We start from the raw sequence: 15,858 nt of genomic DNA on the forward strand, positions 1-15,858 counted from the left end.
AAGTATTGGACAGGCCATATTCGGTCCTGCGAATCTCATCGACACCCACACCGGACCCCGAACGGTCACCCGACCGGGACCGGACCTCCGTCGACGACGCCGGATCGAAAGGAGCGCCCATGTCCGCCACGGCATCGGCCCCTCACTCGGACAGCACGGCCTCCGGGACCCGCAACGATCCCAGGAAGGCCGCGATCTCGGGCTTCCTGGGCAGCACCCTGGAGTACTACGACTTCTTCATCTACGGCTCGGCCGCCGCGCTGGTGTTCGGCAAGGTCTTCTTCCCCGACGCCGGGGCCACCGGGGCCCTGTTGTCCATCGCCACCCTGGGCGTCGCCTACGTGGCCCGCCCACTCGGCGCGCTGCTCTTCGGGCACATAGGCGACCGGCTCGGCCGCCGCGACACCCTGATGATCACGCTGCTGCTGATGGGCTGCTCGACCTTCCTGATCGGCTGCCTGCCCAACTACGAACAGATCGGTGTCACCGCGCCGATCCTCCTGGTCGCACTGCGGCTGCTCCAGGGACTCTCCGCCGGCGGGGAGTCCCCCGGGGCGAGTTCCCTGACCGTCGAGCACGCCCCAGACCGGCGCAGGGCGTTCTACACCAGCTTCACGATGAGCGGGATCATGTTCGGGATCGTCGTCTCGAGCCTGGTGTTCATCCCGGTCGCCGCCCTGCCGGAGGACCAACTCCTCAGCTGGGGCTGGCGGATCCCGTTCTGGCTGAGCATCGCGGTCACCGCGCTCGCCTACTTCCTGCGCCGCTCGCTGCACGAGCCGGAGGTCTTCGCCGAACTGCAGGAAAGCGCCGAGACCGCCAAGGCGCCCGTGGTCGAACTGTTCCGCCACCACTGGGTCACGGTGCTGCGGGTCGCGGTCTGCGCCTCCTTCGCCATGGTCAACACCATCGTCAACGTCTTCGCCCTCGCCTACGCCACCGAGGTCGCCGGAATCTCCAAGGCCACCATGCTGGCGGTCATCTCGGTGGCCAACGGCGCCGCCGTCCTCACCCAGCCCGTCTACGGGCTCATCGCCGACCGCATCGGGCGCAAACCGGTCTTCGTCACCGGCCTGATCGGCGTCGGCGTCATGGTGTTCGTGTTCTTCCACGCCATCGGCACCCAGAACGTCCCCTGGATCTACGTCTCCGCCGTCGTGCTGATCGGCCTCTGTTACGCCGCGCCCAACGGGGTCTACCCCGCCTACTTCCCCGAGCAGTTCCCGGCCCGGGTCCGCTACAGCGGCATGGCCATCGGCCTCATGGTCGGCCTGCTCGCGGCCGGCTTCACCCCGCTGCTCGCCACGGCCATCACCTCCGGAGACCAGGCCAACTGGACGCCGGTCGCCTGGCTGTGCGCCGGCTTCGCCCTCGCCTCGGCCCTCGCCGCCCTGACCGGCCCGGAAACCTTCCGCACCCCCACCGCCCTGCTCGGCGAACGCCGACCCGCGGAGCCGGCCGCGACCGCGCCCTGCCTGCGGGCCGAAACCTCCGAGGCGCTGTGAAGCGGGCCGTACTGCGCGCGGGCGTGATCGGATGCGGCAACGTCGCGGGCAACCACGCCGCCGCCTACCGTGACCTGCCCGGCGTCGAACTCGTGGCCTGCGCCGACGTCGACCCGGACCGGGCCGGCCGGTTCGCCGTCCGCCACGGTGCCGCGGCGAGCGGCCCCGACGACCTCTTCGACCACGGACTGGACCTCGTCAGCGTCTGCACACCGCACCCCACGCACGAGGCCGTCGTCACCCGGGCCGCCGCGCACGGGGCGCACGTGCTGTGCGAGAAGCCGATCGCCACCGAACTCGGCGCCGCCGCCCGGATGGTGGCCGCCTGCGAGGCGGCCGGAGTGCGGCTCGGGGTGGCGTTCCAGCGGCGGTTCTGGCCCGCCGCCCGGCGGATCCGCGCGGCGATCGACGACGGCACCCTGGGCGTGCCCGTCCTCGGCCACACCTCGGTCCTGCTGCACCGCGACACGTCGTACTACACGGCCGACGCCTGGCGCGGCTCCCGGGCGGCGGACGGCGGCGGAGTCCTGATGACCCAGGCCATCCACAACATCGACCTGCTCCAGTGGTACATGGGCGAGGCCGTCGAGGTGAGCGCCGCACACGCCGCGTTCCGGCACGGCGAGGCGACCGAGGCCGAGGACACCGCCGTCGCGACCGTGCGGTTCGCCTCCGGCGGCCTGGCCACGCTCGCTGCGTCCACGGCGCTCACCCCGGGCCTGGGCACCCGCGTACTGGTCTCCGGACGCACGGGGGCGAGCGCGGGCCTCACCGAGTACCCGGAGGGCACCGAGGCCCGGATCGACCTGTGGGCCGTCCCCGGCGCCGAGACGTCCGCACCCCCCTTCGGCACCGGCCTCGCCGCCGACCCGCCGCTGTCCCGGATCAACGGCGCCCTCGCCCCCTTCCACACCCTGCTCATCGAGGAGTTCACCGACGCCGTCCGGCAGGGCCGCGAACCCGCGGTCACCGGGCGCGAGGCCGCCAAGTCCCTCGCCATCCTCACCGCCGCGTACGCCTCGGCCGCGTCCGGCCGTCCCGAGCCTGTCCCCGCCCCGCACGAGGAGACCACCGCATGACCCCCATCGGGCTCGCCCACCTGACCCTGCTACGGCTCACTCCCCCCGAACTCGTCACCACCGCGGCGGCATCCGGATACGACTTCGTCGGCATCCGGGTCAACGCGGCCACCGAGGGCGAGGACCAGTACCCCATGGAGCCCGGCTCGCCGATGTCCCGCGAGACGCTCCGGCGCCTGGACGACACCGGCCTGCGCGTCCACGACGTGGAGTTCCTGACCCTGGGCCCGGACACCGGCCCCGGCCACTGGCGGCCCGCACTCGACGCCGGCGCGGCGCTCGGAGCCCGCACCGTCAGCGTCGTCGGCGCCGACCCGGACCGGCGGCGCCTGACCGACACCCTCGCCGCACTGACCACCGACGCCGCCGCCCTCGGCATCCGTCCCACCCTGGAGCCCATCAGCTACCAGCCGGTCAGCACCGTCGCCGAGGCGGCCGAGATCGCCGCGGCGGCCGGCGCGGCCGTACTCCTGGACGCCCTCCACCTCCAGCGCGGCGGCAGCTCGCTCGACGACGTCCGCGGACTCGCACCCCACCTCGTCCCGTGCCTGCAACTGTGCGACGGCCCGCTCCGCGCACCCGACCACCTCGACCTCCCCGCGGAACTCCCCCTCGGCATGAAGGCCGACGGCTCGGTCCTGCAGGCCGAGGCCCGGGTCCAGCGACAGCTCATCGGAGACGGCGAGCTGCCGCTGACCGAGCTGATCGCCGCGGCCCCCGCCGGAACCCCCCTCAGCATCGAGGTCCCCCACGCCACGATGCAGTCCCGCCTCACCTCCCTCGACTACGCGCGGCGCAACCTGACGAGCCTGCGCGACCTCCTGACCGCGGTGAACACCCATGCCTGACACCCCCGCCACCCCCCGCCACCGGGTCGCCCTGGTCGGCGCGGACATCGGCGGATCGCTCTCGCCCGCCCTGCACGAGCGGGAAGCCGCCGCCCTCGGACTCGACTACACCTACACCCTGCTCGACCTCGACCGGCTGCCACCCGGATGGCGCCTGCGCCACGCCGTCCGGCAGGGCGTGACCGGCTTCAACGTCACCCACCCGGTGAAGCAGGCCGTGATCGGCCAACTGGACGACCTCTCACCCGACGCGCGCACCCTCGGCGCGGTGAACACGGTCTTTGTCAGCGACGGCCGGCTCACCGGCCACAACACCGACCACAGCGGATTTCTCGCCGGATTGCGCGCGGGCCTGCCCGGTGCCCGGCTCGGCCGCGCCGTCGTGGTCGGCGCCGGGGGAGCCGGCTCCGCCGTCGCCTACGCCCTCGCGGGCGCCGGCGCGGCGGTCGAGATCGCCGACGCGGACACCGGACGCGCCGTCGCCCTGGCCGCGAGGATGACGTCCGCCTTCCCGGCCGGCGAGATCACGAGCCTGCCCGCGGAGCGGATCCCCACCGCGCTCACCCGCGCCGACGGCATCGTCAACGCCACCCCGATCGGCATGACCGGCCACCCCGGCCTGCCCTTCGGCACCGGTGCGCTCACCCCCCGCCACTGGGTCGCCGACGTCGTCTACCGGCCCCTGGAAACGGCCCTGCTGACGGCCGCCCGTGCGGCGGGCTGCCGGGTGCTGGACGGCGGCGCGATGCTCGTCGCCCAGGCCGCCCGGACCCTCGCCCTGCTCACCGGCGCCACCCCCGACCTCGACCGCATGCGGGAGCACCTGTCGGCTCTCACCACCCCCGGGAGGGAACCGATCCATGACTGACCACGACGGGAACCCGCACCACGAGGTCGACCTCCTCGTCCTCGGCTCCGGCGCGGGCGGCATGGGCGCGGCGGTCGTCGGCGCCCAGGAGGGACTGTCCGTCCTGGTGCTGGAGAAGAGCGAGTGGCTCGGCGGCACCACCGCCTACTCCGCCGGCACCTGCTGGATCCCCGGTCACCGGTACCAGCGGGACCCCGCCGCGGACGCCGCCGCCGCGAGCGGCTACCTCGACGCCCTCGTCGGCGACCGCGCCCCCCGCGAGCTGCGCGAGGCCTACCTCGCGCACGGACCCGCCATGGTCGACTACCTGGACCGGATCGGCGTCGGCTTCTGGCACTCCAAGACCGTCGTCGACTACCACCCCGAGGTCGCCGGCTCCGGCACCGGCCGCGCGCTCGAACCGCACACCTTCGACGGCCGCAGGCTCGGCAGGGCACGCTTCGGCAGGATCCGCCGCCCCGTCCCGGAGTTCGCCCTCTTCCACGGCACCCTCATGGTCCGCCGCCCCGAGGTCAACCAGCTCCTGGCCGTCTTCGACGGATCCGTGCGCGGCCTGGGCGTCGCCGCGCGCCTCGGCGCCCGCTGGGCCGCGGACCGCCTCCGGTACCCGCGGGGCACCCGGCTGGCCATGGGGAACGCGCTCGTCGCGAACCTCTACCACAAGCTCCTGCAACGCTCCGGCGACGTCTGGTTCACCGCGCGCACCACGGAACTCGTCACCGACCGTACCGGCCGCGTCGTCGGCGCGGTCGTCTCGCACCGCGGCCGCACGGTCCGGGTGACCGCCCGCCGCGGTGTCGTCCTGGCCGCCGGGGGATTCTCCGCCAGCCCGGAGCTGCGCGACCGGTACCTGCCGCGGCCCACCCCCCAGTTCACCCGCGCCGTCGAGGGAGCCACCGGCGACACCCTGGCCCTCGCCCGCGCCGTCGGCGGCGCGCTCGGGGAACCCCGGGACGACAACGCCCTGTGGTTCCCCAGCTCCATCGGCCGCCGCCCGGACGGCTCCACCGCCGTCTTCCCGCACATCTGGGACCGGGCCAAGCCCGGCATCATCGCGGTCAACGCCGCCGGCCGCCGGTTCGTCGACGAGTCGGTCTCCTACCACCGCTTCACCCGGGCGATGTACGACTCGCACACATCGGTGCCGTCCGTCCCGGCCTGGCTCGTCATCGACTCAGCGAGCCTGGCCAAGTACGGGCTCGGCATGATCCGTCCGCACCTTCCCCAGGCCAGGCTCAAGCGGTACGCCGACACCGGATATCTGCACACCGGCCGCACGCTCCGCGAACTCGCCGCCTCCATCGGCGTCGACCCCGACGGCCTGGAACGCACCGTGTCCGACACGAACCGCTCCGCCCGCACGGGCGTCGACGAGGAGTTCGGCAAGGGCCGCAGCCCCTTCGGCCACCAGTACGGCGACCCCGACCACACCCCCAACGCCAACCTCGGCCCGATCGAGAAGCCCCCCTTCCACGCGATCGCCGTCGTCCCCACCCCCCTGGCCACCGCCCTCGGCCTGCGGACCAACCCCGACGCCCAGGTCCTGGACGACCGGGGCGCGCCGGTCGACGGCCTCTACGCCTGCGGCAACGACGCGAACTCGATCATGGCATCGGAGTACCCCGGAGCCGGCTGCCAGGTCGGCGCCGGCCTGACCTTCGGGTACCTGGCCGCCCGCCACGCCGCGCGCTCCGGAAACCGGCCTCGCCCCTGACGCGCGGCCGTGCCGGGCGGCACGACCGCCCGGCGACCCCGGGCACCCCGCGCACGGCATCGCGCGGTCTCCGCCTTCCCCCCCCGGCCGCCCTGGTCCGACCAGGGGGCCTCACCACCGAGAAAGGGACGCACCCCGTGGCCACCTTCGCAGTCACCTACCTGTACGCCGAGGACTCGGCCCGTGCCCGGGACGAGCACCGGCCCGAGCACAAGGACTTCCTGGAGGGCGAGTACCACGCCGGCCGCCTGCGCGTCTCCGGACCGCTCGGCCCGGACGGCGTGCCCGGCGCCCTGCTGGTCTTCGAGGCCGGTTCGGCGGGCGAACTCGCCGCCCGGCTCGACCAGGACCCCTTCCACCGTGAGGGGCTGATCGCCGAGCGCACCATCCGCGCATGGCAGATCTTCTTCGGCGGTGTGCGGTGACCACCGTCGAGCCCGCGTCCACGGCCGCCCCGGAGGCCGCCGGCGCCCCCGTCGCCCCGCGACGCACCATGCGGGCCGCCTGCACGGTCGCCAGGGAGACGATCCGCTTCGAGGAGCGCCCCGTACCCGTCCCCGCGGCGGGAGAGGCACTGATTCGCGTCGAGACGGTCACCCTCTGCGGCACCGACCTGCACATCTGGGAGGACGACTACGCCACCGAACTGCCCATGGTGCAGGGGCACGAGTTCAGCGGCGTGATCGAGCAACTCCCCGAGCCGCACCCCACCCTGGCGGTCGGCGACCGGGTCGCCGTCTCCCCGGTGCTCGCCTGCGGCCGCTGCCACGCCTGCTCCATAGGCCGTGAGAACGCCTGCGCACGGATGTCCGTGTACGGCTGCTACGACGTGGAGGGCGCCCTCACCGAGCTGATGGCCATCCCCGTCACCAAGCTCTTCCGGGTCCCCGACGGCTTGCCCGCCCCTCTCGCCTCGCTGTGCGAACCGGCCGGCATCGCGATGCAGGCCGTCAACCGGGGCCGCCCCGTCGCGGGGGAGAAGGCCCTGGTCCTCGGCAGCGGCCCGATCGGACTGCTGTGCACCCTGTACCTGACCTCGCTCGGCGTCGAGGTGACGGCCGCCGACACCGTGCCGGAACGCTGCGCCTTCGCCCGCGAGTTCGGGGCGGTGGACACCCTGCTGATCGACCCCGCCGTGCCGTTCCCCGACCCGCACCAGGCCGAGCGGATGGCCGCCTGGACCGGCGGACACGGGCCGTCGCTGGTCTTCGAGGCCACCGGTGTGCCGAGTTCGCTGAACAACGCCCTGCGAGCGGTGGCCACCGCGGGCCGCGTGGTCGCCGTCGGCATCTCCGACCGTGAGGTCACCTTCTCCATGCGCACCCTGCCGGTGAAGGACATCGACCTGATCGGGAGCCGCAACAGCCAGGACCTGATCGGCGAGGCCGCCGAACTGCTCTCCCGGCACAGACGGCAGGCCGAGACGCTGATCACCCACCGCTTCGCGTTCGACCGCGTCGGTGAGGCCTTCGAGACGATGCGCTCGCGCACCGAAACGGTCGGCAAGGTCGCCGTCGACATGCCGGGAGCCGCCCGGTGATCACCACCCCGCTCGCGGACCTGCGCGACCACTACGACGTCACCGTGATCGGCAGCGGCGCGGCCGGCCTGGTGGCGGCCGCGCGCGCGGCCGACGCGGGCCTGTCCGTGCTCGTTCTGGAGAAGACCGCACGGCTGGGCGGCACCTCGGCGGCCGGCGGCGGCGTCATGTGGGCACCGTGCAACCCCCTGATGGAGAAGGCCGGTTACCCCGACAGCGGGGAAGCGGCGGCGCGCTACCTGCGGGCCGTCACCGAGGACCGGATGACCGACGCCGAGATCGACTGGTACGTCACCACCTCGGCCGCCGCCGTCCGCTACCTCGACGAGCGCACGGAGGTCCGCCTCACCCCGCTCGCCCGCCCCGACTACCACCCGGACCGGGCCGGCGCGGCCACCGGACGCGGTCTCGACAACGACCCGTTCGACCCGGCCCCGCACCCGGGGCTCGCCGAGGCCCTGCGGCCACCGACGTACTTCCCCCTGATCAGCATGAACGAGCGGGACGCCCTCCAAGGCGCCCCCGTCGACCCGGAACTGCTCGCCGAGCGCCGGCGCTCCGGCGTCCGCACCATGGGCGGCGCCCTCGTGGGACGGCTCGTGGTCACGGTCCTCGGACGCGGCGTGACCCTCGCCGCCTCGGCCCGGGTCACCGGACTGGAACGCGGCGATGCGGGGTGGACGGTGACGGTGGGCGACGACACGGCGCGGCTGACGGCCGGCCGCGTCGTCCTCGCCTCCGGCGGCTTCGAGTGGAACCCGCGGCTGCGCGACGCCTACCTGCCGTTCCCGGTCACCCCGATCAGCCCGCCCGGGAACGAGGGCGACGGTCTGCTGCTGGGACTGACCGCGGGGGCCGCGGTCGGGGACATGACCGCCGTGTGGGGCGTCCCCGTGATCACCGCTCCCACGCAGCGGTACGACGGCCGTCCGTCGGGCCGCATGGGCAACGTGGAGCTGACCCTGCCCGGCTCCGTCACGGTCAACGCCCAGGGCCGGCGGTTCGTCAACGAGGCCACCAACTACCACGACCTCAACCGGGTCTTCGGCAACGCCGATCCGCGCGGTGGCCGACGTGCCAACACCCCGGCATGGCTCGTCTTCGACCGCTCGTACCTGGACAAGTACGCGGTCGCGGGCTCCACTCCGGGACTGCCCGAGGAGTGGATGGTCACCGCCGACAGCCCCGCCGGCCTCGCCCGCGCCTGCGGTATCGACCCGGCCGGACTGGAGCGGACCCTCCAGCGTTTCAACGCGGACGCCCGTAACGGCGTCGACACCGAGTTCGGGCGAGGCTCCAGCGAGCAGGACCGCCATCTGGGCGACCCGGCCAACACCCCCAACCCGTGTCTGGCGCCGGTGGAGAAGGCACCCTTCTACGCCGTACGCGTGCACGCCGGAGTGCTGGGCACCGCGGGTGGCCTGCGGACCGACCTCGACGGGCGGGTCCTGGACGGCCACGGACAGCCGATCGAGGGGCTGTACGCGGCCGGGAACTGCTCGGCGACGGTCTTCCACGACGCCTACCCCGGAGGGGGAGCCACCCTCGGTTCGGCCATCACCCGGGGCTTCGCCGTCGGCGAGCACCTGGCCGCCACCGTGCCCGTCACCGCGTGAGAGGCGAGCCGGGGGGCGCCCGCGGCCCGGGACGCCCCGTGGGGGCCCCGGGCCGCTGATGCCCTTCGACGCCCTACTCGTGAAGGGTCGCCTCGCCGGTCACCCGGAGGGCGGTCTCCTGGCCCGGAACCACCGTCACCGGGCCCGCGACACGGACGTCGACCGGCGCCGTGAGGCCCCGCACGGCGACGGTCACCTTGGCGTCGTGGCCGTTGAAGCACACGTTCGTGACGGTGCCCCGTACCGCGCCGGTGGTGCTCGCTTCGGTCAGCCGCAACTGCTCGGGGCGGAGCACCACCGTGCCGGTGTTCCGGCCGTGCGGCTGCGAGGCCAGTGCCACGGGGCCCACGGGGGTGCTGGCCGTGGAACCGTCGCTCCGGACCGTTCCCGGGAGGAGGACCGCATCGCCGACGAAACCGGCGACCCAGGGGTCGGCCGGGCGGCGGTAGAGCTCCTGAGGGGTGTCGCACTGGGCGACGCGGCCCTGCCGTACGACAGCCACCAGGTCCGCCGTCGAGAGGGCTTCCTGCTGATCGTGCGTGACCAGCAGGGCCGTGGCCCCGGTGGCGCGCAAGGCGGCCCGTACGTCGGCGCGCACTCCGGTGCGCAGGGCGCTGTCGAGGGCGTTGAAGGGCTCGTCGAGCAGGACGAGAGCCGGACGCGGGGCGAGGGCCCGTGCCAGGGCGACGCGTTGCTGCTGCCCGCCGGAGAGTTCGTGCGGCATGCGGTCGCCGTAGCCGGCGAGACCCACGAGCGCGAGCATCTCCTCCGTACGGCGGCGGCGCTCGTCCCGGCCGGACCCGGACAGGCCGAAAGCGACGTTGCGGGCCACACTCAGGTGCGGGAAGAGGGCTCCCTCCTGCGGCACGATGCCGACGCGGCGGCTCTCGGGCGGCAGCCGGACACCGGGCGCCGTGAGGGTGCGGCCGCCCACGGTGACCGATCCCGCGTCGGCGTCCAGGAACCCGGCGACGATGCGCAGCAGGGTGGTCTTGCCACAGCCGGAGGGCCCGAGCACGGCGGCCAGGGCGCCACCCGGCACCGTGAGGTCCACTCCCCGCAGGACGGGGGCTTCGGGGCCGTAGGACTTGGACAGTCCCCGGACGCGGAGTTCGTTGTCGTGGTCGTTCATGTGCGGTGCCTGCCCAGGAGGTAGGAGGGGACGGCGGCGAGCAGGATGAGTGCCGCGGCGTAGGGGGCCGCGGCGGCGAAGGAACCCGCGCCGGTCTCGGTCCACAGCCGGGTGGCCAGTGTGTCCATGCCGGTGGGGCGCAGCAGCAGCGTCGCCGGAAGCTCCTTCATGCAGACCACGAAGGTGAGGGCGGCGCCGGACGCCACACCCGGTGCGGCCAGCGGCACGGTCACCTCGCGCAGCACCCGCAGCGGCGATCTGCCCAGCGAGCGGGCGACGTCCTCCAGTACCGGCGGTGCCTGCAGGACGGCGGCACGGGTGGCGGCCACCACGAGCGGCAGGAACAGAACGGCGTACGCGCAGAGCAGCAGGGGGAGTTGCTGGTAGAGCGGGTAGACGTAGCGCACGGCGAAGAAGACCAGGGAGAGCGCCACGGTGATGCCGGGCAGGGCGTGTCCGGCGTAGGCGGCCTGCTCCAGCAGCCGGGCGCCGCGCCCCTGGTACCGTGCGGCGACCACGCCGACCGGCAGTGCCAGCACGGTGGTGAGCGCGGCTCCGGCGGCGGCGACGCCGAGCGTGACCCCGGCGGTCCGGGCGAGGGCGCCGGGGTCCCAGGTCGCGGAGGTGCCGATGGCCAGCCAGTAGCCGAGGGTGACGAGCGGGAAGACGACGGCGGTGGCCGTCACCGCCGCGCACCAGGCGAGGGCGGGGGCCCGCCAGCGCCCCAACGGGACCCGTGCGGCCGGGCGCGCGGTCCCGGTGCCGGTCCGGGCGTGGCCGGCGCGGCCCCGGGTGCGGCTCTCGGCGGCGACCAGCGCCACCGTCATCACCACCAGGACGACGCTCAGTGCGGCGGCCGGGGTGCGGTCGAAGGAAGCGCTGTAGGAGGTGTGGATGGCCCGGGTGAACGTGTCGTACCGCAGCAGGGAGACCGCGCCGAAGTCCGAGAGCGTGTAGAGCGCGACCAGCAGCGCGCCGCCCGCCGCGGCCGGGCGGAGCTGGGGGAGCGTGACGCGGAGGAAGGTGCGCAGAGGGCCGTGGCCGAGGGAGCGGGCGGCCTCCTCCTGGGCCGGGTCGATGCCGCGCAGGGCGGCCGCGACCGGCAGGTGGACGTACGGGAAGCCGACCAGTGTGAGTGCGAGCGCGGCCCCGGTGAACCCCGCGATCTCCGGCACGGCGGCGAGCCAGACGAAGGCGGCGACATAGCTGGGCACGGCGAGCGGAAGAGTGGCCAGCACCGACCAGGCGCGTGCCCCGGGCAGGTCGGCGCGCACGGTCAGCCAGGCCAGTGAGACGCCGATGACCAGGCAGGCCGCCACCACGACCGCGGTCAAGCCGAGGCTGCGGCCGAGGAGTTGCAGGGTGCGTTCGCCGGCGACGATGTCCCAGGCGTACCGCGGCCCCCGTTCGAGCGCGCGGACGGCGAGGTAGCCGAGCGGCAGCAGGGCGAGCACGGCGGCGACGCAGGCGGGGACGAGCAGGATCAGGGGCGTTCTGCGCGCGGTGGCCCGCCGGCCGGACATACGGGGCCCGCGGGTTTCGCCGACGCGCTCACGCCCGGCGGAGCCGGCGGCTCCGGCCGGGTGTGCGGTGACGTCAGAGGTGCGCACGGTGCGTCAGACCAGCCCGACGTCCTGGAGCATGGCCAGCGTCTCCTGGAGCGAGTCCAGCTTGCCCAGGTCGATGTCCGGGGATTCGAGGGAGTCGAAGGGCGGCAGGTCCTCGACCGAGCTGGTGACGCCCGCGGCCAGCGGGTACTCCTTCGTGGTGTCGGCGAAGTAGGTCTGCGCCTCCTCGGAGAGCAGGTGGTCGACGGCCTTCTGCGCGGTCTCCGCCTGATCGCCGTCCTTGAGGATGCCGACGCCGGCCACGTTGATCAGCGCGCCGGGGTCCTTGCCGGGCAGGAAGTGGAGCTTGGCGCCCACCTTGTCCTCGCCCTTCTCGGCGACCCGCTCGTACCAGTAGTAGTGGTTGATCAGCCCGAGGGAGACCTCGCCGGACTCGACGGCGTCGAGGGCGGCCAGGTTGTTGGCGTAGCTCTTGCCGTTGGCGCTCAGGCCCTCGAGCCACTGGCGGGTGGCCTCATCGCCCTCCAGGACGCGCATGCCGGTGACGAACGCCTGGAAGGAGGCGTTGGTGGGCGCGAAGCCGACCTTGCCCTTCCACCGCGGCTTCACCGCGTCGTGGATGCTGTCCGGAACCTCGCCGTCGCCCACCTTGTCCGGGTTGTACGCGATGACGCGCACGCGCCCGGACAGTCCCACCCAGTCGCCCGCACCGCCGCGGTAGGCGGGGTCCACTGCGTCGAGGCTGGACTGCGGCAGCTTGGCCAGCCTGCCCTCCTGGGACAGGGCGCCGAGCGCGCCCGCGTCCTGCGAGAGGAACAGCCCGGCCTTGGTGCGGTCGCCCTCCTCCAGGATCTGCGCGGCCAGTTCGGCGCTGTCCCCGTACCGCACCTCGACCTTGGCGCCTACGGCCTTCTCCAGCTTGTCGAGTATCGGCTTGACCAGCTTCTCGTTGCGTCCGGAGTAGATGACCAGGGTGGAGTCACCCCCCTTGGCCGAGGAGCCCTTGCCGTCGTCGGCGCCGCAGGCGGCGAGGGCGGGGACGAGCAGGCCGGCCGCGACGAGCGCGGTGATCCGGCCGGACAGGGGGCGTCGCATGGTTGCGCCTTCCTGAGGGGCCCGCCCCCGTGCGCCGCAGGTCGCGTCGTCGGTCGGCGAGCAGCGTGCGGTGCGTTCAAGCCAGTCGTGAACATGCTATTAGTAAGGCAAACCTTGCCTAACTGTCAAGAGATCTGTTCTCCTTGCGGACGCTGCCGCAGAAAGGTTTCGCGCCCGTGTCTTCCCCGCCCGTGTCCCACCTGGTGCCGCCCGACGGCTCCTCCGCCTTCACGAGTGCCCCCCCGGTGTCCGTGAAGTTCGCCCGAGACCTCGCCACACACGGCGACCGGGTCGCTCTGATCACCGAGACCGAAGAGCTCTCGTACCGGGACCTCGCCACGCGGGTGGCCGCGGCGGCCGAACGTCTCGGCACGAGCCGGCGTCTGGTGCTGCTCGTGGGCGCCAACCGGGTGGAGGCCCTGGTGTACTACCTCGCCGCCCTCACCGCCGGCCACCCCCTCCTGCTGACCCCGGGGGACAACGACAGCGCCCTGCGCTCGCTCGTGGACCGCTACGACCCCGACGTGGTCGTCCGTCCCGGGACGGACGGCGGGAGCACGGACTGGATCGTCGACGAGCGGCGCGAGACCACGGTCCACACCCTCCACCCGGACCTCGCCCTGCTGCTGTCCACCTCCGGCTCGACGGGTTCGCCGAAGCTGGTCCGGCTCTCGCACGACAACCTCCAGGCCAACGCCGAGTCCATCGCCTCCTACCTGGACATCGGGCACCGGGACCGTGCCGCGACGACGCTGCCCATGCACTACTGCTACGGCCTGTCGGTCATCAACAGCCACCTGTCGCACGGCGCGGGCCTGATCCTCACCGGTCTCTCGGTCGCCGACGCCTGCTTCTGGGATCTGTTCCGTGCCGCCGGCGGCACGGCGCTGGCCGGAGTGCCCTACACCTTCGACCTGCTCGACCGCGTCGGCTTCGAGACCATGGATCTGCCCCACCTGCGCTATGTCACCCAGGCCGGCGGCCGGATGGCACCCGAACGGGTCGCGCGCTACGCCGCGGCGGGGCGCCGGGCGGGCTGGGACCTGTTCGTGATGTACGGGCAGACGGAGGCGACGGCCCGCATGGCGTACCTGCCCCCGGCCCTCGCGTCCGAGCGCCCGGAATCCGTCGGCATGCCCATACCCGGGGGCTCCTTCCGGCTCCGGCCGGTGGACGGCGTCGACGATCCGGACACGGGCGAGTTGGTGTACTCCGGAGCGAACGTCATGCTCGGATACGCCGAGGACCCCGCCGACCTCGCCCTGGGGCGCACCGTCGAGGAACTGCACACCGGGGACATCGCGCGGCGCGCCCCCGACGGGCTGTACGAGATCGTGGGACGCCGCAGCGGGTTCACCAAGATCCTGGGGTTGCGGATCGACCCGCAGCGCGTCGAGGCGTACCTGGAGGGACAGGGCATCCCCGCCTACTGCGCGGGGGACGACGGCGCGCTGTCCGTCGTCGCGGCCGGCCCCGAGGGCGTGGACGCGGCACACGTCCGGCAGATGGTCGCCGGCCACTGCGGCCTGCCGCCCCACACGGTTCGGGTACGGACGGAGTCCGCGCTCCCCAGGCTCGCCTCGGGCAAGCCCGACTACGAGACCGTACGCCGACTGGCCCGCGAAGAGGTGGTGCCGCCGTCCCTCCCCGGGGCCACCACCGCCGGCCTGTGCGCCCTCTACGCGCTGATCCTCGACCAGAGCGGCGTCACCGAGGACAGCACCTTCGTGGGTCTGGGCGGCGACTCGCTCTCCTACGTCGAGATGTCACTGCGGCTGGAGCAGGCCCTGGGCACGCTGCCGGCCGACTGGCCCACCACGCCGATCCGGGATCTGCTGGACCACCGTACCCGGCACCACCCCGCCGGAGCCCCGCGGCGGCGGCACGGGTCCCCGCGCACCCTGGAGACCGGCATCGCCCTGCGCGCGATCGGCATCGTCCTGATCGTGGGCTCACACATCCCCGTCTTCACCGTCCAGGGCGGCGCCCATGTGCTCCTCGGCGTGGCCGGCTTCAACTTCGCCCGCTTCCACCTCACCGGGCACGAGCGCCGGGACCGACTGCGGAGGATGTGGCGCGGCATCGCGCGCATCGCGGTTCCCAGCATGGTGTGGATCGCCTTCGCGCAGGTGCTGACCCGCGAGTACGGCCTGGCCGACATCCTCTTGGCCAACAGTCTCTTCGAGCGGGACGGGTCGGCCCCGGAGTGGCGGTACTGGTTCGTCGAGGCGCTGGTCTACTTCCTCACGGGGCTGACGGTGCTGCTGGCCGTTCCGCTGCTGGACCGCGCGGAGCGGCGCAGCCCGTTCGGGTTCGCGCTGGCGCTGGTGGGGGTGGGCCTGGTCGGACGCTACGACCTCTGGGACCTGGCCGACCTCCGCTACCACCTCAGCCCGACCGTGGTCTTCTTCCTGTTCGCACTGGGCTGGGCCGCGGCGCGGGCGCGTACGGCCGCCCAGCGGCTGCTGCTGACCGCGGTCCTGCTGGGTACCGTGCCGGGACTGTTTCCCGCGGGACAGACCCTGCGCACCTCGATCGTCGTGGTCGGTCTGACCCTGCTGGTGTGGGTGCCGGCCCTGCCCAGCGTTTCGCCGCTCAACCGGCTCGCGGGCGTCCTCGCGGGCAGCTCGCTGTACATCTACCTGACGCACTACCACGTCTACCCCTACGTGCGGGACCATTCCCCGGTACTGGCCCTGCTGGTCTCCCTGGCCCTCGGGGTGGCGTACGGAGCGGTGGCCACCCGCGTGACGAACCGGCTCCTTCCCCGGCTCGGCAGCGCCGTGAACTCCTCCGTTCGTCCCGGCGTGAACAGCCGGCGCCGCAGGGAGCGTCTGGCGTGAGGACGGCCGGCCTCGCGACGGACCACGGCCGGGGGCGAGACCAGGGTGCC

At 73.5% G+C, this 15,858-nt stretch carries 12 protein-coding genes; 9 read left to right on the forward strand and 3 right to left on the reverse strand.

Translation table 11 applies throughout. The annotated features are described in order from the left end of the window. Positions 1-119 precede the first annotated feature (119 nt). The 8 genes from VM636_RS26220 to VM636_RS26255 all read left to right on the forward strand — a co-directional run bounded on the left by VM636_RS26220 (position 120) and on the right by VM636_RS26255 (position 9,170). Positions 120-1,505 carry an MFS transporter gene (locus tag VM636_RS26220; RefSeq protein ID WP_037857447.1) on the forward strand — a complete coding sequence of 462 codons (1,386 nt, stop codon included), beginning with the start codon at positions 120-122 and terminating at the stop codon, positions 1,503-1,505. Then, positions 1,502-2,584 carry a Gfo/Idh/MocA family oxidoreductase gene (locus VM636_RS26225; protein WP_078962730.1) on the forward strand — a complete coding sequence of 361 codons (1,083 nt, stop codon included), beginning with the start codon at positions 1,502-1,504 and terminating at the stop codon, positions 2,582-2,584. Before VM636_RS26220 ends, VM636_RS26225 begins: the two co-directional genes overlap by 4 nt. Next, the gene (locus VM636_RS26230) at positions 2,581-3,432 is read left to right on the forward strand and encodes a TIM barrel protein (protein ID WP_053914079.1); all 852 of its coding nucleotides are present in this window, start codon (positions 2,581-2,583) and stop codon (positions 3,430-3,432) included. Before VM636_RS26225 ends, VM636_RS26230 begins: the two co-directional genes overlap by 4 nt. After that, on the forward strand, positions 3,425-4,300 hold the full coding sequence (locus tag VM636_RS26235) for a shikimate dehydrogenase (protein ID WP_030418575.1): 876 nt from the start codon (positions 3,425-3,427) through the stop codon (positions 4,298-4,300). Before VM636_RS26230 ends, VM636_RS26235 begins: the two co-directional genes overlap by 8 nt. Then, positions 4,293-6,014, forward strand: coding sequence for an FAD-dependent oxidoreductase (locus VM636_RS26240; protein ID WP_030418574.1), 1,722 nt, complete (start codon positions 4,293-4,295; stop codon positions 6,012-6,014). Before VM636_RS26235 ends, VM636_RS26240 begins: the two co-directional genes overlap by 8 nt. A gap of 137 nt (positions 6,015-6,151) precedes the next feature. Continuing rightward, positions 6,152-6,439 (forward strand): YciI family protein, encoded by a 288-nt coding sequence (locus VM636_RS26245; RefSeq protein WP_030418573.1) that lies wholly within the window; start codon positions 6,152-6,154, stop codon positions 6,437-6,439. Further along, on the forward strand, positions 6,409-7,554 hold the full coding sequence (locus VM636_RS26250; protein WP_078855720.1) for an alcohol dehydrogenase catalytic domain-containing protein: 1,146 nt from the start codon (positions 6,409-6,411) through the stop codon (positions 7,552-7,554). The genes VM636_RS26245 and VM636_RS26250 overlap by 31 nt, the downstream gene beginning before the upstream one ends. Continuing rightward, positions 7,551-9,170: an FAD-dependent oxidoreductase gene (locus VM636_RS26255; protein ID WP_053914078.1), complete on the forward strand. Its 1,620-nt coding sequence runs from the start codon at positions 7,551-7,553 to the stop codon at positions 9,168-9,170. Before VM636_RS26250 ends, VM636_RS26255 begins: the two co-directional genes overlap by 4 nt. A 73-nt stretch (positions 9,171-9,243) precedes the next feature. Here VM636_RS26255 and VM636_RS26260 read toward each other — a convergent pair whose 3' ends face one another. From VM636_RS26260 to VM636_RS26270, 3 genes are read right to left on the reverse strand one after another with little or no spacing between them, the layout of a single operon-like run. After that, positions 9,244-10,302 carry an ABC transporter ATP-binding protein gene (locus VM636_RS26260; protein WP_030418570.1) on the reverse strand — a complete coding sequence of 353 codons (1,059 nt, stop codon included), beginning with the start codon at positions 10,300-10,302 and terminating at the stop codon, positions 9,244-9,246. Further along, positions 10,299-11,912: an iron ABC transporter permease gene (locus VM636_RS26265; protein ID WP_234312507.1), complete on the reverse strand. Its 1,614-nt coding sequence runs from the start codon at positions 11,910-11,912 to the stop codon at positions 10,299-10,301. The genes VM636_RS26260 and VM636_RS26265 overlap by 4 nt, the downstream gene beginning before the upstream one ends. Positions 11,913-11,918: 6 nt before the next feature. Further along, the gene (locus VM636_RS26270; protein ID WP_338485877.1) at positions 11,919-12,965 is read right to left on the reverse strand and encodes an iron ABC transporter substrate-binding protein; all 1,047 of its coding nucleotides are present in this window, start codon (positions 12,963-12,965) and stop codon (positions 11,919-11,921) included. A gap of 176 nt (positions 12,966-13,141) precedes the next feature. On the opposite strand from VM636_RS26270, the gene VM636_RS26275 reads away from it, so the two are divergent. Continuing rightward, the gene (locus VM636_RS26275) at positions 13,142-15,808 is read left to right on the forward strand and encodes an AMP-binding protein (RefSeq protein ID WP_234340445.1); all 2,667 of its coding nucleotides are present in this window, start codon (positions 13,142-13,144) and stop codon (positions 15,806-15,808) included. Positions 15,809-15,858 lie beyond the last annotated feature (50 nt).

It is taken from the genome of Streptomyces sp. SCSIO 75703, from assembly GCF_036607905.1.
GTDB lineage: Bacteria > Actinomycetota > Actinomycetes > Streptomycetales > Streptomycetaceae > Streptomyces.

Excerpts from the sequence above, each read along its gene's own strand:
- VM636_RS26240 (WP_030418574.1), top strand. The coding sequence starts at position 4,293 with ATGACTGACCACGACGGGAACCCGCACCACGAGGTCGACCTCCTCGTC.
- VM636_RS26270 (WP_338485877.1), bottom strand. The coding sequence starts at position 12,965 with ATGCGACGCCCCCTGTCCGGCCGGATCACCGCGCTCGTCGCGGCCGGC.
- VM636_RS26220 (WP_037857447.1), top strand. The coding sequence starts at position 120 with ATGTCCGCCACGGCATCGGCCCCTCACTCGGACAGCACGGCCTCCGGG.
- VM636_RS26250 (WP_078855720.1), top strand. The coding sequence starts at position 6,409 with ATGGCAGATCTTCTTCGGCGGTGTGCGGTGACCACCGTCGAGCCCGCG.
- VM636_RS26260 (WP_030418570.1), bottom strand. The coding sequence starts at position 10,302 with ATGAACGACCACGACAACGAACTCCGCGTCCGGGGACTGTCCAAGTCC.
- VM636_RS26235 (WP_030418575.1), top strand. The coding sequence starts at position 3,425 with ATGCCTGACACCCCCGCCACCCCCCGCCACCGGGTCGCCCTGGTCGGC.
- VM636_RS26230 (WP_053914079.1), top strand. The coding sequence starts at position 2,581 with ATGACCCCCATCGGGCTCGCCCACCTGACCCTGCTACGGCTCACTCCC.